Raw genomic sequence first — 24301 nt, forward strand, 5'->3', positions numbered from 1 at the left:
CCTGTCTTTTCGGCGCCAAGAAGAATTAAAGGCACGCGGCAGCGTTCCCTCCCCCTTGTGGGGAGGGTTAGGGTGGGGGTTCTTCTTCGCAAGAATCCATATGCGATAGCCCTGCCACGAGGGGGGAGATCGGCTGTATGCGGCGCTTGCGCCTCTTTCTTTGCGGCCATCCTTCGCGTAAGGCGCCGGGCAAATCCTTTCATCGCAGGCTCAGCCCCGGAAACCGTATGATCAGACTTGAAAGCATCAGCAAGCAGAACGGCCGTCAGCTTGTCTTCATCGAAGCGTCGGCGTCGCTGCAGAAGGGCGAGAAGGTCGGCCTCGTCGGGCCGAACGGCGCCGGCAAGACGACGCTGTTTCGCATGATCACCGGCCAGGAGCAGCCCGACGAAGGCCAGGTGCAGGTCGATCGCGGCGTCACCATCGGCTATTTCAGCCAGGATGTCGGCGACATGGAAGGCCACAGCGCCGTGGCCGAAGTGATGAACGGTGCCGGGCCGGTAAGCGAAGTCGCGGCCGAGATGGCAGCGCTCGAGGCAGCCATGGCCGATCCCGACCAGGCCGACCAGATGGACGAGATCATCGAAAAATATGGCGAGGCTCAGCACCGCTTCGAGGAACTCGACGGTTATGCGCTGGATGGCCGCGCCCGCGAAGTGCTGGACGGTCTCGGCTTTTCGCAGGAGATGATGGACGGGGATGTCGGAAAGCTCTCCGGCGGCTGGAAGATGCGCGTGGCGCTGGCCCGCATCCTGTTGATGCGGCCCGACGCCATGTTGCTCGATGAGCCAAGCAACCATCTCGACCTGGAAAGCCTGATCTGGCTGGAGTCCTTCCTGAAAAACTATGACGGCGCGCTGTTGATGACCTCGCACGATCGCGAGTTCATGAACCGCATCGTCAACAAGGTGGTCGAGATCGACGCCGGTTCCCTGACCGCCTATTCCGGAAACTACGAATTCTACCAGCAGCAGCGGGCGATCGCCGACAAGCAGCAGCAGGCACAGTTCGAGCGCCAGCAGGCGATGCTGGCCAAGGAGATCGCCTTCATCGAGCGCTTCAAGGCGCGCGCCTCGCATGCCGCACAGGTGCAGAGCCGGGTGAAGAAGCTGAACAAGATCGACCGCGTCGAGCCGCCCAAGCGCCGCCAGACCGTGTCTTTCGATTTCCTGCCGGCGCCGCGCTGCGGCGAGGATGTCGTGACGCTGAAGAACGTCCACAAGGGCTATGGCAGCCGCACCATCTATGAGGGGCTCGACTTCCAGGTCCGCCGCCGCGAGCGCTGGTGCATCATGGGCGTCAACGGCGCCGGCAAGTCGACCCTCTTGAAGCTGGTCGCCGGCGCTTCCGAGCCCGACACCGGCACGGTCGCGCGCGGGCCGAGTGTCAAAATGGGTTATTTCGCCCAGCACGCGATGGAAGTGCTGGAAGGCGAGCGCACTGTGTTTCAGACACTGGAGGACGCGTTTCCGCAAGCCGGCCAGGCGCCGCTCAGGGCACTTGCCGGCTGCTTCGGTTTTTCCGGCGACGAGATCGAGAAGAAATGCCGTGTGCTGTCAGGCGGTGAGAAGGCGCGGTTGGTGATGGCGCTGATGCTGTTCGACCCGCCCAACCTTCTGGTTCTGGACGAGCCGACCAACCATCTCGACATCGCCACCAAGGAGATGCTGATCACGGCACTGTCGCAGTACGAGGGCACCATGCTGTTCGTCTCGCACGACCGGCATTTTCTGGCGGCGCTTTCCAACCGCGTGCTGGAACTGACGCCCGAAGGCATCCACACCTATGGCGGCGGCTATATGGAATATGTCGAGGGCACCGGGCAGGAAGCGCCGGGGTTGAGGAGCTAGCCCTTACCGCAGCGAGATGCTCATGCCGCTGAGGTCGGCGTTGACCTGCAGGCCGACCTGCCTGCCCGTCAATTCGAGCCGGGCGCCCTTGTCGTTGCTCATGACGATCACCTGAGCCCCTTTGCCAAGCGCGCCGCCACCGCCCGCCGCACCATAGACCCCGGTCACATCCCGTGCACGTTTGATGTGGCGCACGGTACCTTGAAAATAGGTCTTGGAGACGCCGAAGGCGAGACCGCCCGAGACGCCGCCGACCGAGATGGGATAGCGGCGGCCATGGAAGGTCAGTGTTCCTTCGCCTCCGGAGCCACCGACAAAGAAGGCAGCCTTGTAGACGGCGAAGCGGATCGTGCCGCTCTCGGCATGCGCGGCGCTGGAAAAGCCGATGCTCGCGGTAGCGATGGCGGCAACCGCGATGGAACGAAATCCGGATGAAATCTTCATGGTGAGAACTCCTCAATGTCGCCGCTTTGCCGGCCGCAGCGTGGGATCAAAGTTACAACTGAACAGTCTCGCCCGTGATTTGGTTCCAGGCCCCATGATTTGGTTCCAGGCATGGGTTCGAATCCGGCGGCTGGAAGGCCGGGAGAGGGCGGCGGATTGCGGAGGGTGGGGAAGGCGCCTGACCGCAGCTATCGCCTTGTGGGATGAAGAGGTCTATGCAGGCCCTCTACAAGGCTTGGGAGAGGCTTCGGATGAGAATCGCAATCTGCCTCGCATTGACTGCGGCAGTGGCCGGATGCGCGACCTCCCCGGTCGACTATGAGGCGTCGCTTTCGCAGCAGGACCAGAAATGGGCTTCGCCGGCATGTCAGCAGGCCCGCAGGGCGGCTTCGGATTACGAGGCTCGCGAGAAAGAGCATCCGGGGTGGGGTTTCGGCGTCTTGCTTGGTCCATACTCGATGGGGCTCGTCGCAGCCATCAAGGAGCATGAGCAGAAGCAACGAAAACTGTTCGCCCGCGAGGTGCACCTGCAATGCTCGAGCTTGCCGCTGCCGAAGGAACTGCAGGGCGATTTGAACCCTGGCGTGCCGCCGACGAAGTATCCATAGCCCTGCCGCGCCTTCCCGGCCCCAAAGGCACCGGGGCTGCGAAGCGGCGCGAGTGGAGAGCCGCCGTTGGACCTAAGCAGTCATGGCGCAATCAACATCAGCCAGTAAGTGCCAAGCAAGTCACCACTTGACGCGCAAGCCGAGCGAGCCGGTCAGTACATGACTGTCACCGAAGTCTTCCAGACCCGTTCGGGCGACAGCTTCGCCAAAGACCGAGAACTTGTCGTCGGCCCAATTGATGGTGCCGCCGATGCCGAGACCGCCCCAGAGTTGCTCGTTGCGGCTCGAAAGGGTGCTGCCGGCGAGGTCGACCGACGAGCCATCGTCGAAGTCGTAATAGAGGTTGGCGATGCCGTAGAGGTTCGTGTGGCCGGCGCGGCCCGTGCGGTCCTGCCACTGCGTCTGATGGTCGAGCGAGAGGCCGAGGCGGCCGAGCAGGCTGTCGTTGGTGCCTGGGGTGACCCTCGCGCCAAAGGCGTCGGTAAAGGCGTCGAGGTCGACCGACGACCAAGCCAACTGGGCTTGCGGCGTCAGCGACCAATTGGGATCGAGCATGATGCGCTTGCCGGCTTCGACACCGAGCGCGTAGCCGACACCGTTGTTGCCATCGACGAGCCGCTGTCCGGCGGTCGCCGAATCGAGATTGCTGTCGTACCAGATCACCTGCGCCTGGCCGTCGAGGTAGAAACCTTCCGCGCCGTACCAGGTCAGCGAGCCGGAAACCCCGGTGCCGGTGCTGTCGATCGACCCACTCCCGAATACCGACGAGACGTCGGCGGACACGGTGCCATACTGGAAGGCGACGCCGCCGATGAGCTGGCCGGCCGCGCTATCGGACAAAAGCATGTCGGCGCCGGTCTGCAGCCTCCAGGTCGATGTGTCATATGTCGTTGCGGTGGTGGAGCTTTCCGGATCGTAGGAGCCGCTGGTGCCTTCGATCCTGCCCCACAGCCCGATACCGGCCTCGGCCTTCACCTCGTCGGAGATCCCGTCGGCGCCTTGCGCTTCGATGGTCCAGGACCGGTTGCCGAGCCGCTGCTGTAGCGTGCCCAGCTGGTTGAAGCTCTGTAATGTGCCCGAATAGGCCTCGTACAGCGGTGCGCCTGCCTGATAGAGCGGAGTTCCGGGTCCACCGCCATCGATCAGGGCGGAACGCAGGTACCAGTCACCGTCGCCGGGCGTGCTGACGCCGCCTTGGTACATCCGGTAGGCATAGGCACCGCCGACCACCGCCTGATCGCCTTCGAAGGTGTAGTTGCCCTGGAGGGAAAAACTGCCATTCGATAGTCCGCCGACATCGACGATCTTGATGCCTTCGACCGTCTGCGCCCCGCCACCGCCGAGATTGACAACCTGGAGCGTGCCCGTGCCTGACGTATCCCCGGCAATAACCAGCATGTTGGTCTGCGAGTTGTCTGCACCCAGGGCGGTGCCGATGAGAATGTTGCCGCCATTGCCGACATAGTCGCCGCTGACGGTCAGCTTGCTTCCAAGGCTGCCGGCAATACCCACGGTCCCGGCATTGGTCAGGCCAGCAATGGTCTGCGAAGTGCCGGCGAGATCGAGCGTGGCGCCTGAGGCGACCGAGAACTGCGAGGAGGAACTGAATGCGGTCCCTGCGCCTGCGGCAAGCGTGCCGCCGCTGACCGATGTGGCGCCGGTAAAGCCCGAGTTGTCCGAGGCGAGCACCACCGTGCCCAGCCCGTCCTTGACGAAAGCGCCGGCGCCCGAGAGCATCCCGGCATAGCTCGCATTGGCCGCTTCATCGAAGGTCAAGGAGGCGCCGGCGCCGATCGAGACGTCGCCGCCGAAGCGCTCGGCCGCCGAGACGAGGCCACCCTGGTCGACGGTCCAGTCGAGCACGGAGATGCCTGCAAGCGTCAGCGTGCCGGCGCCGTCCTTCACCATCGTGCCGGTGCCGGAGATATCGCCGGCAAAGCTGGCGTCCGCCGCCTGGTCGAACACGACGGTGCCGGCATTGCCAATGTCGCCGCGGATCGAATCGGCGTTGCCGACCAGCGTGCCGGCACTCACCAGCGTGTTGCCGCCATAGCTGTTCGTTCCGGTCAGCGTCAGCGTGCCGGCGCCGGTCTTGGCAAGGCTGCCGGTGCCCGAGATCGCGCCGGACAGAGTGAGGTCGGCAACGGTGTCGAAGGTGCCGCCGGCCGCCGCGAGCGTGACGTCGCGCGCCGAGGAGAAGACGGCGGTGTTGCGCAGCGTACCGCCGGAGAGGGTCAGGTCGCCGGCGGCGTCGCCGAGATTGTTGTCTGCCGCAACCGAAAGCACGCCGCCCGAGACGGCCGTTCCGCCTGTGTAGGTGTTGGCGCCCGACAGCACCAGCGTGCCGGCATCGGTCTTGGTCAGGCTGCTCGCCCCGGTCAGCACGGAGGCGACGGTGGCGGTATAGCCTGCTCCGGCCAAGGTGCCGTCGCCGACCCGAATGATGCTCTCGCCGCCAGCGCCGGCAAGCGTGATGGCGTCTCCCTCGATGCGATAGCCGTCGGCGGCGAACTGCGTTCCGGTGACCGCAAGCTCGCCAGCGCCATCGTCGGCGATGACGGTGCCGCCGAGCGTCTGGAGGATGGCGAAGCCGGGCTGCGGCTTCATCGCGCCAGTTACCAGGCCGGTGCTCGTCGTCCAGTTCAGGCTTGTCGCCGTCCACGTGCCGTTGCCGCCGTCGACCAGATCATTGTTGGCATTGCCGGCCGCGTCACCATCCCAGAAGAGCAAATCGGTGCCGACGCTGCTGACGAGATTGACCTGGTTGGCTACGGAGGTCTGCACCGTCAGGTCGGCGGCCGTGACACCGGCCGGTAAAGTGCCGAGTTCGAGACCGTTGTCGGTGAGCGCGCCGCCATAATTGATCAGCCGGTAGACGCCAGGCCCGAAGCCGCCAACATCGGTGATGTTGAGGCTGCCGTCCAGCGTCAGCGCTCCGGTCACTTCGATCAGGTCGTTGACACCGCCGCCGACAATGCCCGCCTGGCCGAGCTCGTAATCGAGGATAGAACCGGAGCTCAGGCTGAGCGATCCGACCGTAAGCGTGCCAGGGCTGGACCCCGGCGCCAGCACACCGCCATCGGCGACGATCACCGCGCCGCCGATCGAGCCGGAGCCGCCCAGCGTGCCGCCGCTGTTGACCGTCGTTTCGCTGCTGCCGAGCGAGCCCTCGACGATAAGCTTGCCGCTGTCGACGGTGGTGCGGCCGGAATAGGTACTGTCGCCGTTGAGCACCAGGGTGCCGGCGCCCTCCTTGTAGACGCCGCCCGCGCCGCTCAGCTCGCCATTGGCGGTCAGCGTCGTACCCGCCGCCGCGCGGAAGTAGCCATAGGCGGAAGTGAGGTTGACATCGCGGCTCATGGCGAAGCTTGCTGTCGTGCCGAGTTCGCCGCCGTCGAGTGTCAGCAGGCCCGTCGCGGCACCCAGATTCTGGTCCGACGCCACCGAGATGCTTTTGCCGGTCCCGACCTTCGTGCCGCCGCTGTGGGTGTTGGCACCGGTCAGCGTCAGCGTGCCGAAGCCTTCGATGTCGACGCTGCCCGAGCCGGAGATGTTTCCGCCGAAGGTGTGGGGGCCGAGGTCGAGAAACGAGACAGCGCCGTTGTTCAGGATGTCGCCACGGATGGCCACGGTGTTGCCGGCAAGCGTTCCGGCATTGACGATGTTGCCGCCCGTATAGCTGTTGGAAAGATTGGTGACGTTGAGGGTGCCGGCGCCGTTCTTGATCAGCGTGCCGGTGCCGGTCACCTGACCTGACACGTCCAACTGCGTGCCCGCCACCGTGTCGAACCCGCCGGTCGAACTGATCAGGATATTGCGATTGGTGGCGAAGCTGGTGGTCGTGCGCAACGTGCCGCCGTCAAAGGTCAAGCCGCCCGAGAGGGCGCCCAGATTGCCATCGTTCGAAATCTGCAGGATCCCGCCGGACAAGGTCCAAGGCGTGACGGCAGTTGTCGTCCCCGATAGGGTCCAAGTGCTGTTTCCGGTTTTTTCGTAGAACCCAAACCCGTCATATTTGGCACCAGCGCCGATCTGCGACACATCGAAACTGGCGCTGGTATCGCCACCCAGCTTGAACGTATCCGCGGCGCTGAAAGCAACCACATTGCCCGTGATGGTCGAGCCAGCCTGAATCTCCAGCGAATTGACGCCGCCGGTGAACTGGATGGCTTTGCCGGCTACCGTCGTTCCGCCACCCGCGCCGACGGCGCCACCTGTAATCGTGCCCGCATTGATGACGGCGATGTTGGCGCCCTTGATCCCAGCGCCGCCATCACCTGCCGTTCCGGTCGTGCCGGCCTGACCGCCGATACCGCCAATGATCGTCGCCCCGGTTCCGTTGATGACGGTTCCGCCCGAAAGCAGCAGAACACCGGCTCCGCCGTCGCCACCGTTGGCCGCGGCGATGGTTCTTCCACCTGTTCCCCCAAGCAGATTTCCGCTGTTCTCTATCGTACCGCCACCGGTCACGACGACAGCAGCAGCGCCGCCTCCACCGCCAGCCTGCGCCCCGCTGCGGCCGCCCGTGCCGCCCGTGACGCTGCCGCCCGCGGCAACCGTTACATTGGCCGAAGAAAACACGCCTACACCACCACCTCCGCCAGCGGCATTAGAGTTGGTGCCCCCGATGCCGCCGGTGCCCCCCGTCACCGATCCGCTGCTGGTGATGACACTGTCCGCTGTGGCACTAATGCCAACACCGCCACCACCACCGCCACCTCCTCTGACTATATTGTTCACCCCAGCGGAACCAGCGCCGCCGGTTCCACCGCTGATGCTGGTGGAGATGGTCCCACTGGTGAAAACGACCTGACCCGTTGCACCGGTCGCACCAGGAACGCCGTTGGGCGAGCCGAATGTCGACGACGTCCCTCCCGAACCTCCTGCGGCACCGTTGCCCGTTGTGAGGTCCACGGCACCACCGCCGCCACCTGCCGTGGCTCCATTGGCGGCATTCTGACCCGTGGCGCCCGCTAGTGCACCGTCCACGCCACCTTGTCCGGCGCCTACGCCGCTGCCATTGCCGCCATCGGCCCAAGCCGGCGCGGCGCTCAGTGTGAGAGTGACAGCAAGGATCGCAAGGGCGGAAGCGCTGCAGCGAAGCGACACGTACTGCTGCAAGCGCGCGAGGCGCAAAACCCAAATCCCGTCGCGCGCCAAAATCCGCTCCGCCATGCCAAAGCTCCCTGATTCCTGAGTGCGCAGAAGGCAGCATGAAAGCTATTCGCCCGCAAGACGTTTATAGTCATGAGAGCTACCAAGAAGCTAACGGTGATCAGTAAAATCAAGTCTGCGACGTTAGAGTGATGGATAATACATGAATATTAGATCGAGCTTATCAAAGAGAGATCTTACGGAATCGCGAGAACAATCTCGCCGCATGGATCTGCAGGGAAATTTTCGGAGCTCCTGGCCCTCAGCCGATCCATCGAGTGAGCTCGAAGGCTGCCCAGCGCAAGCCGGGTGGACAGAGCGTCATCACTGGACCGGGATTTCCCCCTCACGCCATACCCCTGTCGCCGCGGGGGCCTCAGCGATGTCAGCTACTGGGATGCGGCTACAGTCTGTTCGATGACCGACATGGTGAAGGGTTTCGGGTGCCGGCAGGCGTACGAAAGCCTCTCATGCAGGAACCCGCGGGCCACGAGGGTGGCTATGGGGATTTCGATTTACGGCTGATGTCGGCGATGTCGGGACCGCCGGAGGGAAGCGCCGCTATGGATGCTGCCAGGTCGCTTCGTTGCGTTTTCGCGGGGTGTTGTCGACCCGGCGCGCGACTGGACGTGTCCCCTTCGGCGTCGATGATCACCATGGACGCGCGTGGGTCCGTCGCCGAAGGCTGAGGGCCTGCGACTGAAGTCTGGACCATGCCATGCCGGGTCATGGGGAAGTCTCCCAGTTCGGTGCCGAAGTGTCCGGCGGTGCACGAGGCTGGCACCACCGTTCGAACCTCTCGATGACGACCATGCGTCCGCCACAGCAAGGGCAAGGCGGGCGGACGTCAGCCGGTTCTTCCGGAGTGCCGTCTTCGGGCGGCGGAGCGACGTTCAGCAGTTTGCGCGCGAGTGCGAGGCTGGCCTTGCGGGCGGAGCCCGCGAGCAGGCCGTAGTGACGGATGCGGTGGAACCCACGCGGCAGGACATGGAGCAGGAAGCGGCGGATGAACTCGTCGGCGGCAAGCGTCATGACCTTCTGCCGATCGGCGCCGTCGCGACGGTAGTCCCTGTAGCGGAAGGTGACGCCGCTCTCGTCGAAGGCGATCAGCCGGCGGTTCGAGATCGCGACCCGATGCGTGTAGCGCGACAGGTAGGCGAGCACCGCCTCCGGCCCGGCAAACGGCGCCTTGGCGTAGACAACCCAGCGCTTCTTCCGGACGGCAGCAAGCTGGCGCAGGAAGGCGCGTCGCTCGGTGAAGTGCGCCATCGACCCGAAAAGGTGAGACAGCCGGCGTCGTGCAGCGCGACCAGCCGGGTCAGGAACAGTCGGCGGAACAGCGCCCCAAGCACTCGCACCGGGAGCAGGAACGCCGGGCGCGACGAGACCCAGCGTTTCCCGTCCGGTGCGATGCCGCCGCCCGGCACGATCATGTGCACGTGCGGATGATGCGTCATCGCCGATCCCCATGTGTGAAGCACGGCCGTGATGCCGATGCGTGCGCCGAGATGCTTGGGATCGGCGGCGATCGTCAGCATCGTCTCCGATGCCGCCTTGAACAGCAGGTCGTAGACCAGCGCCTTGTTGTGGAAGGCAATGTCGGCGATCTCGGCGGGCAGCGTGAACACGACGTGGAAGTAGCCGACCGGTAGCAGGTCGGCCTCGCGCTCAGCCAGCCATGTCCGCGCGGCCGCGCCCTGGCACTTCGGGCAGTGCCGGTTGCGGCAGGAGTTATAGGCGATCCGCCATTGGCCGCAGTCCTCGCAGGCCTCGACGTGACCGCCGAGCGCTGCGGTGCGGCAATGCTCGATCGCCGACATCACCTTGAGCTGGATGAGGCTCAGGTGACCTGCATGGGCGGCCCGATAGGCGGGGCCGGCAGCACGGAAGATGTCGGCGACCTCGACAGAGGTGCGCACGGCTCAGCCGGGCGGCGTCTTGCCTTCCATCAGCGCCATCAGCCGGTCGAGCGGCCCTGCGACCGCATGAATCGTCCGCGTCGAGACCTTGGTGTAGAGCGCGGTGGTGTCGAGCTTGCTGTGGCCAAGCAGCACCTGGATGACGCGGATGTCGACATCCTGTTCGAGCAGGTGGGTGGCGAAGCTGTGGCGCAGCGTGTGCGGGCTGACGCGTTTGCGGATGCCCGCGACTTCGGCTGCCTCCTGGACCGCGCGGTGCAATTGCCGCGACGAGATCGGCGCCGTGCAGCTGCGCCCCGGAAACAGCCAGCCATGCGGGAGCATCACCCCGCGCCGCCTGCCTTCGCGCCACCATAGCCGCAGCAGTTCAAGCAGTTGCGGTGAGAGCATCGCATTACGGTCCCTGCGGCCCTTGCCCTGCTCGACGCGGATCAGCATGCGCGTGCTATCGACATCGTCGACCTTGAGGTGTGCGACCTCGGACACGCGCAGGCCCGCGCCATAGGCGACGCCGAGTGCGGCCTTGTACTTGATGCCTGGTGCGGCTTCGAGCAGCCGCGCCGCTTCCTCCACGCTCAGCACGTCGGGCAGCTTGCGCTGATACCTCATGATCACCAGCGCACGCGCCAGATCTCGCCGCTTCAGCGTCACGAGGAACAGGAACCGCAAGGCTGAGACCGCGCCATTGATCGTCGCAGGGCCGACGCCGCTCTCATGCTGATGCAGCTGGAATCGACGGATGTCCTCAGCCGTCGCAGTGTCGGGCGAGCGGCCAAGGAACACAGCGAAGCGCCGGACGTGACGAACATAGTCCTGCTGGGTATGGGAACCCAGGCCACGCATGAGCATGTCGTGCTGCATGCGCTGGCGAAGCGGAGAGATTGGTGCATCGGTCGACAGAGTAGCCATGGCGAGTTCCTCTCGTTGAAGGGAACTCCATGGTCAGATCGACGCCTCTACCCGCTCAAGGTCTATGAATATCTCGCCATCGCAGAACGAGGCGCCCCTCCCGCGAAGCGGGTTCGTGCTTGAGGCGCGAAGCAGACTTCCTCCCGGTCGGACGCAATAGCGCTTCGTAGAATTACGGTGACAGTGCACTTTTGCCCCGCCAGCTATCCGCTCACCCCCCCGCCAGCCTCGGCAACAAAAAAATCTCCGCCCCCTCCGGCAGCTTCTTCGACCACGTATCGCGATAGATCGTCCCGTCGATCGCAACCGCGATGCCTTTGTCGATCCAGGGCTCGAGGCCGGGATACTGTTCAGCCAGCTTCCTGAACAGCTCCCTTATGTCCTTGGCCTCGATCTCGACCTTGCTGTTGCCTCCGGCGGTCGCGGCGAGCGAGCCCCAGAGCGTTACTTCGACCATTCGCGAGACCCCTATTCGGGATGGAGCATGATGTTATCCGAAAACCGCTTCGCACTTTTCGGCATCATGCTCTAGCCGCCTCGATCGCCGCCAGGATGCGCGGCGGCGACATCGGGATATGCGTCATGCGCACGCCCGCGGCGTTCGACACCGCGTTGGCGATCGCCGCCAGCGGCGGCACGATCGACGTCTCGCCGACACCGCGCACCCCGTAGGGGTGGTTGGGGTTGGGAATCTCCAAGATCTGCGTGTCGATCATAGGCAGGTCGGAGCAGACCGGGATGCGGTAGTCGAGGAAGCCCGCGTTCTGCAGCCGGCCGTCCTTGCCGTAGATATACTCCTCGTTGAGCGCCCAGCCGATGCCTTGCGCGGCACCGCCCTGGTACTGTCCCTCGACATAGGTCGGGTGCACCGCCTTGCCGGCATCCTGCACGACCGTGTAGCGCAGGACCCTTGTGGCGCCGGTCTCGGGATCGACCTCGATATCGCAGATATGGGTGGCGAAGGAGACGCCCGCGCCATCGGCGACGAGCTCGCTGTGGCCGGCGATCGGTCCGCCGGTCTTGCCCGATTCGACCGCGATCTCCTTCAGCGACAGCTTGCCGAGATTGCCGTGCTTCTCGCCCTTGGCGATCGCGTGGCCCTTTTCCCAGACCACGTCGTCGACGGCAATGTCCCACATCTGCGCGGCGCGCTCGCGCAGGATCTTGATCGCATTGCGGGCCGCCGAGATCGTCGCCATGGAGGACGAGAAGGTGCCACGGCTGCCGTCCGTCATGTCGTTGTAGCCGAGGCTGGAGGTGTCGGCGACGATCGCCTTGACCTGGGAATAGTCGATGCCGAGTTCCTCCGCCGCCACCAGCGATAGCGACGCGCGCGAACCACCCACGTCGACCGTGCCGACGGCAAGCGAGACAGAACCGTCCATGCCGATGTTGAGGTCGGTGCAGGTCTGGCCGCCGAAATTGAACCAGAAACCGCAAGCCATGCCACGGCCCTGGTTCGGGCCCAGCGGCGCCTTCATGTGCGGATGGCTCTTCACCGCCTCGAGCGTCGGGCCGATGCCGATCGGTCCGTAGACCGGGCCGTAGGAGGACCGTGTGCCTTCCTGCGCGGCGTTTTTGATGCGGAAGTCGACCGGATCCATGCCGATCTTCTTGGCCAGCTCGTCGACAGCACTTTCCACCGCGAACGCCGCCATGGGTGCGGAGGGCGCGCGATAGGCCGCGGTCTTCGGCCGGTTGACCAGCACTTCGTAGCCGACCGTCTTGACGTTATCGAGCTTGTAGCAGGCGAACGCGGTCATGGCGCCGATCTCGGCCCAGGAGCCGGCATACGGGCCACAGCTGTAGCGCAGCGTCGCTTCGGCGGCGGTGATCGTGCCGTCCTTGCGGGCGCCGATCTTCACGTCGATCGAGGTGGCGCTGGTCGGGCCCGAGGCGCGGAACACCTCGTCGCGGGTCATCACCAGCTTCACCGGCCGTCCGGCCTTGCGCGACAGCGCCAGCGCCACCGGCTCGGCCCAGACATGGGTCTTGCCGCCAAAACCGCCGCCGATCTCCGAAGAGGTGACGCGCAGTTTCGAGGCTTCCATGCCAAGCAGTTGGGCGCAGTGCTGGCGGTAGACGAAATGGCCCTGCGTGCAGACCCAGAGGTCGGCGGTGCCGTCTGAACTGAAATTGGCCACGCAGGCATGCGGCTCGATATAGCCCTGATGCGTCTGCTCGGTCTTGAAGGAGCGCTCGACGATGAAGTCGGCATGCCCGAAACCCTGATGGACGTCGCCATGGCCAAACTGGCTGCGCTTGGTGACGTTGGAGGGTTTGACCGGCTTTTCCTCAAGACCCTCGGTGAAGATGGCGTCGTTGATCAAGGGCGCCGTGTGCTTCGCCGCCTCGTCGACATCGGTGACGTGCGGCAAAAGCTCGTATTCAATCTCGATGAGCTTCAGCGCCTGCCTGGCGGTGCGGGCGTCGATCGCGGCGACCGCGGCCACCGCGTGGCCGTCATAGAGCGCCTTCGTGCGCGCCATGCAATTGTCGAGGACGTCGTACATGGCGGCATCGCCATCGGTGAGATCGGGCAGGTCGGCCGCGGTGATCACCGCCTTGACGCCAGCGAGCTTTTCCGCCTTCGAAATGTCGATCTTGACGATCCTGGCGTGGGCGTGCGGGCTTCTGAGAACACGCCCGATCAGCTGGCCGGCCATGTTGAAGTCGGCGCCATAGCGCGCGCGGCCCGTCACCTTGTCGATGCCGTCGGGACGGATCGGACGCGTGCCGACGGAGGTGAATTTACGTCCGGAAAAACGTGGATCGAAATTCATCTCAGGCTCCCTTCATCACGATGGCCGCGTCCTGGACGGCGCGCACGATCTTGTCGTAGCCGGTGCAGCGGCAGAGGTTCCCGGCAAGGCCGAAGCGGATTTCCTCCTCGGTCGGGTCGGGGTTCTTGGCCAAAAGGTCCTTGGCCGCGATCAGGAAGCCCGGCGTGCAGATGCCGCATTGCAGCGCTGCATGCTCAAGGAACTTCTGCTGCAGCGGATGCAGCCTGTCGCCATGCGCCATGCCCTCGATGGTCTCGACGCGCCGTCCTTCAGTCTCCGCGCCGAGCACCAGGCACGAGCACACCAGCCGGTCGTCGAGGATGATGCTGCAGGCGCCGCAGTCGCCGGTGCCGCAGCCTTCCTTGGCACCCGTCAGCCCCAGGCGATCACGCAAGACATCCAGCAGCGTGTCGTCGGGCTGGCACAGGAACTCGACGGTGTCGCCGTTGATTGTGGTTGATACTGCTACACCAGCCATCATTTGCCTCCTGCACGTGCATAGGCGGTCGTTGCTGCCCGCTTGGCCAGCACGCCCGCAACTTTTCTTCTGAATTCGATGGTGCCGCGCTTGTCGTCGATGGGCCGACAGGCCCCCGCGCAGACCTTGGCGAGCCGCTCCAGCGTCGCTTCGTCCAGCTTGGAGCCGATGAGCACCTCCGCCGCCTCTTCGACCAGAAGCACCGTCGCCGCCACGGCGCCCAGCGCCACGCGGGCCGATTTGACCACACCGTGCTCATCAAGCGTCAGGTTCACGCCGGCGCTGACCACCGCGATGTCCATTTCGGTGCGTGGAATGAAACGCAGATAGGCATCGCCCGAGCGCGGCGCTTGGCTGTCGAGCAGGATCGCCTCGATGATCTCGCCTTTGGCGAGTGACGTCTTGCCCGGCGCGGTCGGCACGCTCTGCACGGGGATCGTGCGCCGGCCCGCCGGCCCGACGACCACCGCCTTGGCGCCGGCGGCAACCAGCGCCGGCACGCTGTCGGCGGCCGGCGATGCGTTGCAGAGATTGCCCACGATGGTGCAGCGTCCCTGCACCTGCTTCGATCCGATCAGCTTGGCCGCCTCGACGACACCGGGCCATGCCTTCCTGAGCGCGGTGTTCTCCCCCAGGACGGCGCAGGGAACCGCCGCGCCGATGCTGAAGCCTTCAGCCGTTTCCCGGATCTCGCTCAAGCCGTCGATCGCCTTGATGTCGACGATCAGCTCTGGTTCGGCAAAGCCGCCCTTCATTCTGACCAGGAGGTCGCTGCCTCCCGCAAGGATGGCGGCCGTACCAGCCGACCCGGCCAACTGGCCAACGGCATCTTCTATTGAAAGCGGACGTATGTAGCGCATCGTCTCCCCTTGGTCATCGCGATTTCAGCGACCGTTATAAACAGTCTCCTCATAATGGCCATCCGGTTCCGCATCTGCGGCGATTAGGCCAGGCGCCGCAATATCCAGTCCAACAGACGGAAGGTGGCGCGCTGAATGGCAGCAACCGGCTTTGAGACGATTTTCGTGAAACTTCGGTTGTGGATCAAGTGCGCTCATTCGCTTTTGTCCGCCTTTGGACCGGAACGGCCTTTAGGCCGGGCAGAGCCGCTGCCTGGCCGCCCCGGCTGAAGCCCCTGTGTTCGGCAGCCGCCCGAAACGCCTGCGGCGGCTGGCCAAGGGTACGCAGGAAGGCGCGCCGCATGCGGCCGGGATCGCCAAAACCGGCGGTTTCGGCGATGCGCTCAAGCGGGAGATGGCTGGTCTCGATCGCCGTTCGGGCCGTCTCAAGGCGCATGCGCTCTACGGCTTTTGCCGGCGTGACGCCGGTCTCGGCGGTGAAGGCGCGGGCGAAGTTGCGGGGACTCATGGCCGCGTGATCGGCCAGGCATTCGACGGTCAGCGGTTCGGCCAGGTTTGCCCGCACCCATTCGATCAGCGCGGCAAAGCGCCCGGTTCGCCCGCCCAGCTCGACGAAGGCCGAGAATTGCGACTGGCCGCCCGGCCGGCGCTGGTGCACGACGATCTGCTGCGCGGTGCGGCGCGCCACCTCAGCGCCAAGGTCATCTTCGACGAGGGCGAGCGCCAGGTCTATTCCGGCCGAGATGCCGGCCGACGTCCAGATGTCGCCATCCCTGATGAAAATACGCTCGGCATCCAGCCTGACCTTCGGGTAGCGGCGGTGGAAGTCGTCGCTGCTGGCCCAGTGCGTGGTCGCGCGGCGGCCGTCGAGCAATCCCGCCTTTGCCAGCAGGTACGCGCCCGTGCAGACGCTGCTGATGCGCCGCGCCGAGGCGCGCCTCAACCAGGCGACGATCTCGTCCATCGCCTCCATGGAGCGGATGATTTCGCCGCCCGATACGATAACGGTGTCGAAAGGGCCGTCGCGCAGAGGCCTGGTGAGGAGCTTCAGACCCGAAGAGCTTTCAACGTCGCCGCCGCCGGGCGCCAGCAAAACCAGCTCATAGTTGTCCGGGCGGCAGCGCTCCGCAATCTCGAAGACTGTAGTCGGCCCGGCCGCATCCAGAAGCTGGAAACCGGGGTGAACGACGACGGCAACTTGCCTGCGCATGGCAGTATTCGCCCGATTTATGTCATTTCGGACGAAACGTAACGCCGATACCCTCGTCGTCAAGCCATCTGGAGATCGGACCTCATGAGCTGGCGACTTGCGTTGTGGAGCAGTGCCGGTGCCGCCGGCCTTGTCGTGGCGGAGCACGGATTGCTACGCCAACTGGCCCACAGGGCGCTTGCTAGCGCCAGCCACGGTGCCCGCACGGCCGACTTCGTCGCCATGCAACTCGAATATCCCGGGTCGGGCGCATCGCCGTGACGATGCCGTGCTGAAGCGACGGCGGGTGTGTGGCCGTCCTGCGAGCATCGATCTTTCACAGCAAGGGAGTGACTGATGAAAGCATTGATCGCCGGGGCCGGCATCGGCGGCCTCACCACTGCTCTGTTCCTGCATGAGGCAGGCATCGAGGTCGAACTGTTCGAGCGGGCCGACGACATCCGCGAACTTGGCGTCGGCATCAACATGCTCCCGCACGCTGTCAAGGAGTTGGCCGGGCTTGGGCTGATGTCGGCGCTCGACGCGGAGGGGGTGAGGACACGCGAGCTTGTCTACACCAACCGCTTCGGCCAGATCGTATGGCAGGAATTGCGCGGCATCGATGCCGGCTATGAGGTTCCGCAAATCAGCATTCATCGCGGCAGACTGCTGGGGCTGATCCACAGGGCCGTGGTGAGCAGGCTTGGCGGCGACATCATCAATACGGCAAGCCTTGTCGATGCCTTCGAGCAGAGCGAAGGCGGGGTCGTGGCGCATTTCCGCCGGCATGACGGTTCGCGAGGCGAGGCGCATGGCGACCTGCTCATAGGCGCTGACGGGATCCATTCCGCCGTCAGGGCCGTGCTCTATCCCGAAGAAGGGCCGCCGATCTGGAACGGCACGATGCTGTGGCGCGGCGCCACGCCCTGGCCGGTCTGGCGCGACGGGCGCACCATGGCGGTTGCCGGCGGCAATTTCGCCAAGTTCGTGTATTATCCGATCGAACCGGATCGCGAAGAGCCGGAGACCAGGCTGACGAACTGGGCGGTGATGGCCAATACCGGTGATAGCGGCACATCACCGCTGCGTCCCGGCGACTGGAGCCGCCCGGGCGTGATCGACGATGTGCTGCCCTTCGTGCGCGACCGGTTTCAGCTTGATTTTGTCGACCCTGCCTCGATCATCCAGGCAACGGATGGCTTCTACGAATATCCGAACTGCGACCGCGACCCGCTGCCGCGATGGTCGTTCGGGCGGGTGACGCTGCTCGGCGATGCGGCGCATCCCATGTATCCGGTCGGGTCGAACGGAGCCAGCCAGGCAATACTCGACGCCGGCTGCCTCGCGATGCATCTGGCCGCGGGACCAACCGTCGAAGCCGCGCTAACGCGATATGATGGGGAGCGGCGGCCGGCCACATCGGCCATCGTGCTGGCCAATCGGCAAGGCGGGCCGGAAGCGGTCATAGACTTGGTCGAGGCCCGGGCGCCGCATGGCTTTGATGACATCGACGCCGTCGCTTCGCGCGAAGAACGCAAGAGCGTGGTACGCGGCTATGCGTCCCTGGCCGGGTTTGCAAAACCGAATTGACCGGGAGCGGGCGTTTTTGCGCCCTAGAGATCGGCCTCGGCGAAGATGCGCGAGGCCCAGTCGAGGAAGACGCGCAGGCGTGGCGAGAGCTGACGGTTCTGCGGGTAGAGCGCCGACAGCGGCGTTGGCGAGGGCGGATAGTCGGCCAGCACCTCGACGAGTGTCCCATCCGCCAGATCCTTTTCGAAGCGATAGCGCGGCGCCTGGATGAGGCCGAGGCCAAGCCGCGCCAGGTCGGCGGCGGTGTCGGAATTGTTGGCGGCGACGCGGCCGGGCAGCCGCACCTCACGGATATTGCCGGCGACGGTGAATTCGAACGGAAGGGTCTCGCCAGTGCGCGACGAAACAAAGCCCACCGCCTGGTGACCGTCGAGCGCATCGGGGGAGGCGGGCGTGCCGTGGCGTTCGAGATAGCCAGGGCTGGCGCAGGTGATCTCGCGGATGACAGCCAGCCGCCGCATGATCATGCCGCTGTCGGGTAGCTCGCCGACGCGGATGACACAGTCGACGCCTTCACGCACGAGATCGACCAGCCGGTCGCTCTGGCCGATCTGCAGGTCGATTCTGGCATAGCGGTCGAGGAACTCCGGCAGGCGCGGCAACAGGAATGTGCGGGTGAGCAGGGTGCTGGCGTCGATGCGCAGCAGCCCGAAGGGCTCCGCATTGCGGAAGGCGGCTTCGGCATCCTCGATTTCTGCTAGGATCGACAGGCAGCGCCGATAGTAGGCTTCGCCGTCCTGGGTGGCGTTCACCTGCCGCGTCGTTCGTTCCAGAAGCCGTGCGCCGAGATGCTCTTCCAGTCGCCGGATGGCTTCCGTCGCCGTTGAACGCGGCAGGCCGAGATCGGCCGCGGCAGCGGTGAAGCTGCGCCGCTCCAGAACGCGAACGAAGAGCCGCATCGTGTCCAGTCGATCCATGGCCTTTGTTCGCAGTTTCCGAATAGTGATGTCAATTGGTGGCTGATTATCCGGAAAGCGGGCCGGCCTATATCCGTGTCACCAACACGGAGAGACTTCCATGACATCCAATCAAACAGATACGGGTGGCCAAACCAGAACCGCGATCGTGACCGGCGCCTCCAAAGGCATCGGCGCCGCCATCGCACAGCGGCTCGCCCGCGAGGGCGTCGCTGTCGTCCTCAATTATGCACGGGGCCGCGCGGAGGCTGAAGAGCTTGTGCGCAGCATCAAAGCCGGCGGCGGCAAGGCGATCGCCGTTCAGGCCGATATCGCCGATCCGAATGGGATCGCAGCGCTGTTCGACGCCGGCGAGAAGGCGTTCGGCGGCATCGACATCCTCGTCAACAATGCCGGCGTCATGAAGATTTCGCCGATGGCGCAGACCGACGATGCTTCGTTCGACACGCAGATCGCGATCAATCTCGGCGGCGTGTTCCGCGGCATGCGGGAAGGCGCGCGCCGGCTTCGCGACGGCGGCCGCATCGTCAATTTTTCCAGCAGCGTCGTTGGTCTCTACCAGCCGGGCTATGGCGTCTACGCCGCCACAAAAGCGGGTGTCGAGGCGATGACCCACATCCTGGCCAAGGAGCTCGGCTCGCGCCGTGTCACCGTCAACGCGGTGGCGCCCGGACCGATAGAAACCGCGCTGTTCACGGACGGCAAGAGCGAGGCGCAGATCGAGGCCATCGGCAAGATGGTCCCGCTCGGCCGGCTTGGCCAGCCCGACGACATTGCCGGGCTGGTCTCGTTCCTGGCCGGTCCGGACAGCTTCTGGGTCAACGGACAAATCATACGAGCCAATGGCGGCGTGGTCTGAGGCAACCATGCCGGCTTGGCTCTCCCGACTGCCTGAATCCCGCACTCGAAAAAATTAAGGAAACATCATGCCATTCGCCAACATCAAGTTACCGCAAGCGGCCCTCTCCAGGGCGCAGAAGGAAGACCTCATCCATCGAACGACAGCCATGTTCGTCGACTTTTTCGGCGAGGGTGTGCGCCCCTTCACGATGGTGCTGGTGGAGGAGGTCGCCGACGGCGGCTATGGCCGGGCCGACGAAGTGTTCGTCGTGCCGGAAGTTTTTCGCGCAAAGGAGTAGTGCCGGGCCGACCTCCTCTCCCGACTTCGTGAGGCGAGGAACCCCAGTCTAGTAAAGTTTGCGCCAGAACCCCCACCCGGACCTCCGGTCCGACCTCCCCACAAGGGGGAGGTAGGGAGCCCAGCTTTTCCGCATTTCCAAAAAAGGTGCTGTTCGGCAGGCGGGCAGGGCGTCTTCCTGACCCTCCCCCTTGTGGGGAGGGTCGATGCGAAGCAGTGGGGTGGGGGTCTGCGCGGCGCTGCGTGGGTTGCAAGCGCAGGTCTTCTACCTCAATCGCCCTTCGTCGCACCAATCCAGTCAGCCGCCATTTCGGCAAACAGCCAGTCGCGGAACGCCCTGATCTTCTTCTGACGCAGCGCGCCGTCGCGGTAGACGACGTAGTAGCGCGAGGCGGATTTCAGCGCGCGGTCGAAGGGACGAACCAGCCGCCCGGCGGCGAGGTCGGCCGAGACCAGCGCGCTTCGGCCCAGCAACACGCCTTCGCCATGCACCGCGGCCTCGACGGCGAAGGTGGCGGAATCGAAGCGCACGCCGCGCTTCGGATCGACATCTGCCACGCCGGCATGTTGCAGCCATGTCGCCCAGTCGATGCGAAAGGCATCATGGATCAATTTGTGATGCCTGAGATCCGCCGGCAAGCGCAACGGATGTTCGCCTTGCAGCAGTTCCGGGCTGCAGACCGGGAAGACCTCTTCATCGGCAAGAAATTCCGCAGTCACCCCGACATAGCCGCCCTTGCCGTAGCGGATGGCAATGTCGATGCCGTCGCTGACGAAATCGGAAAGCACGCCCGAGGTCGACAGCCGCACGTCGATATCGCCGTTGGCGCGATGGAAGCGATGCAGCCTCGGCACCAGCCAGCGGCCGGCAAAACCGTCCGAAGCGCTGACATTCAGGATGCCTGTCGTGCGGTCGGGCGTGGCGGCGATGGTGGCGGCGGCGATCTGGTCCAGCGCCGTCCTGACTTCCGATGCATAGGCAGCGCCGACAGGAGTCAGGCGCACGGACCTCGTGCCCCGATCGAAAAGCTGGATGCCCAGCCTGTCCTCAATGTTGCGGATGGCGCGGCTGACCGCACCATGGGTGACGTTGAGTTCGCCCGCAGCCTTGGAGAAACTCAGATGCCTGGCGGCGGTCTCGAAGGCGGGCAGGGCAGTGAGCGGCGGCAGTCTGCGCGGCATGGTCCACCTGTGAGCGTTGCTCACAAATCCTGCACAAAGAGTCGTTTGTCGTCCAGCCCGGAAATGTCCAATCTACTGACGTAGCAGCGCATCCAGATCGGGTTTTCCATCTCACCGCTGCGCTGAACGACCAGAACAGTGTGAGCAATCGTCATGCTCGTCCTCCGCGGACGGCCTCGGCACGCTTGCGCCCCGCGTAAAATACAGGAGACGAACAATGAACCCGACCTTCGAATCCATCGGCGCCGCGATGAGCGGTCTTGCACTCAGAACCGCTGCAGTCGTCGAGCGCCGCCGCATGCTGCGCCGAGTTTCACGCTTCTCGAACCAACGCTTGCACGACATCGGCTTCGAGCGTGACTGGGACGGTTCCATCCTGCGCAATGGGAGGGCGATATGACCAGCACCCTGATCATCGGCGCGACGGGGCTGCTGGGTGGCGAGATGGCGAAGGCCAGCGCAGGCAATGGCGATCGCCTGCACGTTCTGGTTCGTCCGACAACAGCCGGTAATGAAGAACGGCTGCGTTCGCTGAAGGAGCTCGGCGCCAAAATCCATGTCGGCGATCTCGACGACTATGGCAGCCGTGTCCGCGCCGCCGGTGCGGTGGATCGCGTCATCAGCTCGGTGCATGTGGATTCGGCCAGCGAGATGACGTTGGTGCGGGCGCTCAGGGATGCCGGCATCTCCCGCTATGTACCTTCCGCCGGCTTCGGCCTCGACTTTGCCGCCGCTGCACCGGGCTCGATTCCGCCGCTCGACCTCAAGCGAGCCGTGTTCGACGCGATCAGGCAAGCGGATCTGCCCTATACGGTGATTTACACCAACGGCTTCTTCTCGACCTGGGTGACGACGCTGGGCGACCTGATGCGCTTCGGCTCGTCGCCCTTGCCTCCCGAAGAGGTGACACTTTATGGCGACGGCAATGTGCCGGCGACGTTTGTCAGCGAGAAGGACATCGCCGCCGTCACCTTGCGCGCGTTGAACGATCCCAGCGCCATCCACAGCGAGATCCGCATCGCCCAGAACGAGATCACCCAGAATGAAATGATCGATCTGTGGCGCCGGGTGAGCGGCCGCTCGCCGCGCATCGTGCCCCAGAGTGCGGCGGAGCTTGAGGCGATGATCGCATCAGCCCCCTGGCTCGGACTGCTGCGGGCGTTCTGGATACGCGGCGAGACCGCGCTCGAGACGGCCACGCCGGAAGCCGGCGCGCTCTATCCGGAGCTGACGTTCGAGACCATCGAGAGCGCCTTTGTGGCGATGGCGGGCACCGCTGGGCGGTAGGAGCAGAAGCGCGGCGGTGCAACTGCGGTCACCCCCACAAGTGGGGAGATCGGCAGCGTCACCCCTTCCGCTTCTCCACCTCGGCCTTCCTCAGCAGGAACCGCTGAATCTTGCCGCTCGGCGTCTTCGGCAACTCGCTGACGAACTCGACTTCGCGCGGATAGGCGTGGGCCGAGAGGCGCTTGCGGACATGCTGCGCCAGTTCCTCGGCCAGCGCCTCGCTGCCTCGAAAGGCGGGCGCCAGAACGACGAAGGCCTTGACGATTTCGGTGCGCTGCGGGTCGGGCACACCGACGACGGCTGCCTCGTTGACCGCCGGATGTTCGATCAGCGCGCTTTCGACGTCGAACGGGCCGATGCGGTAGCCGGCCGAGGTGATGACGTCGTCGGCGCGGCCGATGAAGGAGATCGAGCCGTCGGGCTCGAACTCGACCGTGTCGCCGGTGCGGTAATAGCCGCCCGCTATGGCCGGCGTTTCCGCCTGGTGATAGCCGCCGAACCAGCGCAGCGGCGAATTGGCGATGTCGATGGCGAGAATGCCGGGCTGGTTGGGGCCAAGTTCGTGGCTGGCCTCGTCGAGCACGACGATGCGGTAGCCCGGCATGGCGAAGCCGGCCGAGCCGTGGCGCACCGGGTGCGACAGGCCATGATGGTTGTTGACCATCATGCCGTTCTCGGTCTGGCCGTAATGGTCGTGGATGGGGGCGGCGAGATGAGCGTCGAACCAGCGGATCACCTCCGGGTTGAGCGGCTCGCCGGCGCTGCTCACCACACGCAGGCGGCCCTTGACGCGGTCGGCGGCCTCGGGTCCTTCGGCCAGCAGCAGGCGGAAGGCGGTGGGCGAGCCGGCAAGGCTGGTGACGCCGAGGCGCTCGATGATGTCGTAGGTGCTCCTGGCGGTGAAGGCGCCCTCGTTGAAGGTCGTGGCGATGCCAAGCAGCAGCGGGCCTGTTATGGCGTAATAGAGGCCGTAGGCCCAGCCGGGATCGGCGATGTTCCAGAAGACGTCGGCGGGCCGCAGCCCGATGGCATCCCGCATATAGGCGCCGAAGGCCAGCAGCGCGCTGAGCGGCACCGGAACGCCCTTGGGGAAACCTGTCGTGCCCGAGGTCGACATCATCATGAACAAATCGTCGCCCTTGCGCATCACCGGCTGGCACTCGGGCGAGGCGGCGGCGAAGTCGGCGCGGAAATCGATGTCGCCGGCCGGCAGGGCTTCGCCTGGGGCAAGGATGGTTGCAACCCGAGGGCAATCCTCCACCTGGTCGAGTTTGCCGCGATTGGCAATGTTGGTGACGACGAGCTTCGCGCCGCTGGTCTTCAGCCGGTGGTCGATGGCCTTGGGACCAAAGGCGGTGAACAGCGGCTGGTAGACCGCGCCGATGCGCCAGGTGCCGAGGATGAGCGCCACCAGTTCGGGAATGCGCGGCAGCATGCCGGCGACGATGTCGCCGGAGCCGACGCCGGCCGCTTTCAGCATGTTGCCGACGCGCGCCGACATCTCCTTGAGATCGTCGAAGCTGAACTCCCGCAGCTCGCCACCGGCGGAGATGGAGCGCAGCGCCAGCCGGTTCTGGCCGGTATGGCGATCGCAGCATTCGATGCAGGCGTTGATGCCCGTCGCGGGATCGCCGTGAAGTCTTGCGATCTCATCGTCGATGCGAAAGCGTGCAATGGCATCGACATAGCGCGACAGCGCCGGTGTGTTGGTCATGGCAGTCCTCCCTGGCTGCGCCGCATCTCCCCATGCGGCGCCGTCACGTGTCAGCTTGCCCGAAATTGTGGTTGTGGTCGATGCGGCGAAAGTTGGTGGGTGGGAAGGTTGGCGCTTGAACACCCCCCTCTGCCCTGCCGGGCATCTCCCCCGCAAGGGGGGAGATCGGCGCCTCAATCGCGGCGCTTGTCTTGCGACGTCGACGGTTGGCGAAAGCGATAACGACATCCAATCTCCCCCCTTGCGGGGGAGATGTCCGGCAGGACAGAGGGGGTGTGA

At 65.0% G+C, this 24301-nt stretch carries 20 protein-coding genes and 1 pseudogene; 8 read left to right on the forward strand and 13 right to left on the reverse strand.

Annotated elements, in window-relative coordinates:
* Nucleotides 1–227 precede the first annotated feature (227 nt).
* Complete coding sequence (locus NKJ04_RS07285) at nt 228–1850, forward strand: ABC-F family ATP-binding cassette domain-containing protein (RefSeq protein ID WP_352674121.1); 1623 nt, start codon at nt 228–230, stop codon at nt 1848–1850.
* A gap of 3 nt (nt 1851–1853) precedes the next feature.
* Here the strand turns inward: NKJ04_RS07285 and NKJ04_RS07290 are convergent, their stop codons facing one another.
* Nucleotides 1854–2294 (reverse strand): lipid-binding SYLF domain-containing protein, encoded by a 441-nt coding sequence (locus tag NKJ04_RS07290; RefSeq protein ID WP_352674122.1) that lies wholly within the window; start codon nt 2292–2294, stop codon nt 1854–1856.
* Nucleotides 2295–2545: 251 nt separating this feature from the next.
* On the opposite strand from NKJ04_RS07290, the gene NKJ04_RS07295 reads away from it, so the two are divergent.
* Complete coding sequence (locus tag NKJ04_RS07295; protein WP_031213633.1) at nt 2546–2902, forward strand: hypothetical protein; 357 nt, start codon at nt 2546–2548, stop codon at nt 2900–2902.
* 120 nt (nt 2903–3022) lie between these two features.
* Here NKJ04_RS07295 and NKJ04_RS07300 read toward each other — a convergent pair whose 3' ends face one another.
* From NKJ04_RS07300 to NKJ04_RS07335, 8 genes and pseudogenes are all read right to left on the reverse strand, one after another.
* Entirely contained in the window at nt 3023–7552 is a 4530-nt protein-coding gene (locus NKJ04_RS07300) for an autotransporter outer membrane beta-barrel domain-containing protein (protein WP_352674124.1), read from the reverse strand.
* Between the two features lie 1230 nt (nt 7553–8782).
* Nucleotides 8783–9975: pseudogene (locus tag NKJ04_RS07305) on the reverse strand (IS91 family transposase).
* A gap of 3 nt (nt 9976–9978) precedes the next feature.
* A complete protein-coding gene (locus NKJ04_RS07310; protein WP_352665110.1) occupies nt 9979–10884 on the reverse strand; it encodes a tyrosine-type recombinase/integrase in 906 nt (301 codons plus the stop codon).
* Nucleotides 10885–11095: 211 nt separating this feature from the next.
* Entirely contained in the window at nt 11096–11341 is a 246-nt protein-coding gene (locus NKJ04_RS07315) for a MoaD/ThiS family protein (protein WP_027035223.1), read from the reverse strand.
* Between the two features lie 64 nt (nt 11342–11405).
* Nucleotides 11406–13667: a xanthine dehydrogenase family protein molybdopterin-binding subunit gene (locus tag NKJ04_RS07320; RefSeq protein WP_352674125.1), complete on the reverse strand. Its 2262-nt coding sequence runs from the start codon at nt 13665–13667 to the stop codon at nt 11406–11408.
* Between the two features lies 1 nt (nt 13668).
* Nucleotides 13669–14145: a (2Fe-2S)-binding protein gene (locus NKJ04_RS07325; RefSeq protein ID WP_352674126.1), complete on the reverse strand. Its 477-nt coding sequence runs from the start codon at nt 14143–14145 to the stop codon at nt 13669–13671.
* Nucleotides 14145–15005, reverse strand: a complete 861-nt coding sequence (locus NKJ04_RS07330; protein WP_023813349.1) for an FAD binding domain-containing protein — start codon at nt 15003–15005, stop codon at nt 14145–14147. Before NKJ04_RS07330 ends, NKJ04_RS07325 begins: the two co-directional genes overlap by 1 nt.
* Before the next feature lie 184 nt (nt 15006–15189).
* Complete coding sequence (locus NKJ04_RS07335; RefSeq protein WP_352674127.1) at nt 15190–16215, reverse strand: GlxA family transcriptional regulator; 1026 nt, start codon at nt 16213–16215, stop codon at nt 15190–15192.
* Between the two features lie 84 nt (nt 16216–16299).
* Here NKJ04_RS07335 and NKJ04_RS07340 point away from each other — a divergent pair, with 84 nt between their 5' ends.
* Both NKJ04_RS07340 and NKJ04_RS07345 read left to right on the forward strand, forming a co-directional pair.
* On the forward strand, nt 16300–16476 hold the full coding sequence (locus NKJ04_RS07340) for a hypothetical protein (RefSeq protein ID WP_352674128.1): 177 nt from the start codon (nt 16300–16302) through the stop codon (nt 16474–16476).
* Nucleotides 16477–16551: 75 nt separating this feature from the next.
* Nucleotides 16552–17784: a flavin-dependent oxidoreductase gene (locus NKJ04_RS07345; protein WP_352674130.1), complete on the forward strand. Its 1233-nt coding sequence runs from the start codon at nt 16552–16554 to the stop codon at nt 17782–17784.
* Nucleotides 17785–17807: 23 nt separating this feature from the next.
* On the opposite strand, the gene NKJ04_RS07350 is transcribed toward NKJ04_RS07345, so the two are convergent.
* The gene (locus tag NKJ04_RS07350; RefSeq protein ID WP_352441830.1) at nt 17808–18701 is read right to left on the reverse strand and encodes a LysR family transcriptional regulator; all 894 of its coding nucleotides are present in this window, start codon (nt 18699–18701) and stop codon (nt 17808–17810) included.
* A 100-nt stretch (nt 18702–18801) separates the two neighbouring features.
* Here NKJ04_RS07350 and NKJ04_RS07355 point away from each other — a divergent pair, with 100 nt between their 5' ends.
* Together NKJ04_RS07355 and NKJ04_RS07360 are read left to right on the forward strand one after the other, a co-directional pair.
* The gene (locus NKJ04_RS07355) at nt 18802–19560 is read left to right on the forward strand and encodes an SDR family oxidoreductase (protein ID WP_352674132.1); all 759 of its coding nucleotides are present in this window, start codon (nt 18802–18804) and stop codon (nt 19558–19560) included.
* A 67-nt stretch (nt 19561–19627) separates the two neighbouring features.
* A complete protein-coding gene (locus NKJ04_RS07360; protein WP_127269408.1) occupies nt 19628–19840 on the forward strand; it encodes a tautomerase family protein in 213 nt (70 codons plus the stop codon).
* A 269-nt stretch (nt 19841–20109) separates the two neighbouring features.
* Here NKJ04_RS07360 and gcvA read toward each other — a convergent pair whose 3' ends face one another.
* Both gcvA and NKJ04_RS07370 read right to left on the reverse strand, forming a co-directional pair.
* Nucleotides 20110–21021, reverse strand: a complete 912-nt coding sequence (gcvA, locus tag NKJ04_RS07365; RefSeq protein WP_352674134.1) for a transcriptional regulator GcvA — start codon at nt 21019–21021, stop codon at nt 20110–20112.
* 20 nt (nt 21022–21041) lie between these two features.
* Nucleotides 21042–21176 (reverse strand): hypothetical protein, encoded by a 135-nt coding sequence (locus NKJ04_RS07370; protein WP_352674136.1) that lies wholly within the window; start codon nt 21174–21176, stop codon nt 21042–21044.
* 62 nt (nt 21177–21238) lie between these two features.
* Between NKJ04_RS07370 and NKJ04_RS07375 the strand changes: the two genes are divergently transcribed.
* Nucleotides 21239–21421: a DUF1127 domain-containing protein gene (locus tag NKJ04_RS07375; RefSeq protein WP_352674138.1), complete on the forward strand. Its 183-nt coding sequence runs from the start codon at nt 21239–21241 to the stop codon at nt 21419–21421.
* Nucleotides 21418–22308 (forward strand): NmrA family NAD(P)-binding protein, encoded by an 891-nt coding sequence (locus NKJ04_RS07380; RefSeq protein ID WP_352674140.1) that lies wholly within the window; start codon nt 21418–21420, stop codon nt 22306–22308. Before NKJ04_RS07375 ends, NKJ04_RS07380 begins: the two co-directional genes overlap by 4 nt.
* A gap of 58 nt (nt 22309–22366) precedes the next feature.
* Here NKJ04_RS07380 and NKJ04_RS07385 read toward each other — a convergent pair whose 3' ends face one another.
* A complete protein-coding gene (locus NKJ04_RS07385) occupies nt 22367–24022 on the reverse strand; it encodes an acyl-CoA synthetase (RefSeq protein ID WP_352674141.1) in 1656 nt (551 codons plus the stop codon).
* Nucleotides 24023–24301 lie beyond the last annotated feature (279 nt).

This window comes from Mesorhizobium sp. M0618, assembly GCF_040320765.1.
Classification (GTDB): domain Bacteria; phylum Pseudomonadota; class Alphaproteobacteria; order Rhizobiales; family Rhizobiaceae; genus Mesorhizobium.

Coding starts and splice junctions, on each gene's coding strand:
- NKJ04_RS07285 (WP_352674121.1), top strand. CDS start 228: ATGATCAGACTTGAAAGCATCAGCAAGCAGAACGGCCGTCAGCTTGTC.
- NKJ04_RS07290 (WP_352674122.1), bottom strand. CDS start 2,294: ATGAAGATTTCATCCGGATTTCGTTCCATCGCGGTTGCCGCCATCGCT.
- NKJ04_RS07295 (WP_031213633.1), top strand. CDS start 2,546: ATGAGAATCGCAATCTGCCTCGCATTGACTGCGGCAGTGGCCGGATGC.
- NKJ04_RS07310 (WP_352665110.1), bottom strand. CDS start 10,884: ATGGCTACTCTGTCGACCGATGCACCAATCTCTCCGCTTCGCCAGCGC.
- NKJ04_RS07315 (WP_027035223.1), bottom strand. CDS start 11,341: ATGGTCGAAGTAACGCTCTGGGGCTCGCTCGCCGCGACCGCCGGAGGC.
- NKJ04_RS07320 (WP_352674125.1), bottom strand. CDS start 13,667: ATGAATTTCGATCCACGTTTTTCCGGACGTAAATTCACCTCCGTCGGC.
- NKJ04_RS07325 (WP_352674126.1), bottom strand. CDS start 14,145: ATGGCTGGTGTAGCAGTATCAACCACAATCAACGGCGACACCGTCGAG.
- NKJ04_RS07330 (WP_023813349.1), bottom strand. CDS start 15,005: ATGCGCTACATACGTCCGCTTTCAATAGAAGATGCCGTTGGCCAGTTG.
- NKJ04_RS07335 (WP_352674127.1), bottom strand. CDS start 16,215: ATGCGCAGGCAAGTTGCCGTCGTCGTTCACCCCGGTTTCCAGCTTCTG.
- NKJ04_RS07340 (WP_352674128.1), top strand. CDS start 16,300: ATGAGCTGGCGACTTGCGTTGTGGAGCAGTGCCGGTGCCGCCGGCCTT.
- NKJ04_RS07345 (WP_352674130.1), top strand. CDS start 16,552: ATGAAAGCATTGATCGCCGGGGCCGGCATCGGCGGCCTCACCACTGCT.
- NKJ04_RS07350 (WP_352441830.1), bottom strand. CDS start 18,701: ATGGATCGACTGGACACGATGCGGCTCTTCGTTCGCGTTCTGGAGCGG.
- NKJ04_RS07355 (WP_352674132.1), top strand. CDS start 18,802: ATGACATCCAATCAAACAGATACGGGTGGCCAAACCAGAACCGCGATC.
- NKJ04_RS07360 (WP_127269408.1), top strand. CDS start 19,628: ATGCCATTCGCCAACATCAAGTTACCGCAAGCGGCCCTCTCCAGGGCG.
- gcvA (WP_352674134.1), bottom strand. CDS start 21,021: ATGCCGCGCAGACTGCCGCCGCTCACTGCCCTGCCCGCCTTCGAGACC.
- NKJ04_RS07370 (WP_352674136.1), bottom strand. CDS start 21,176: ATGACGATTGCTCACACTGTTCTGGTCGTTCAGCGCAGCGGTGAGATG.
- NKJ04_RS07375 (WP_352674138.1), top strand. CDS start 21,239: ATGAACCCGACCTTCGAATCCATCGGCGCCGCGATGAGCGGTCTTGCA.
- NKJ04_RS07380 (WP_352674140.1), top strand. CDS start 21,418: ATGACCAGCACCCTGATCATCGGCGCGACGGGGCTGCTGGGTGGCGAG.
- NKJ04_RS07385 (WP_352674141.1), bottom strand. CDS start 24,022: ATGACCAACACACCGGCGCTGTCGCGCTATGTCGATGCCATTGCACGC.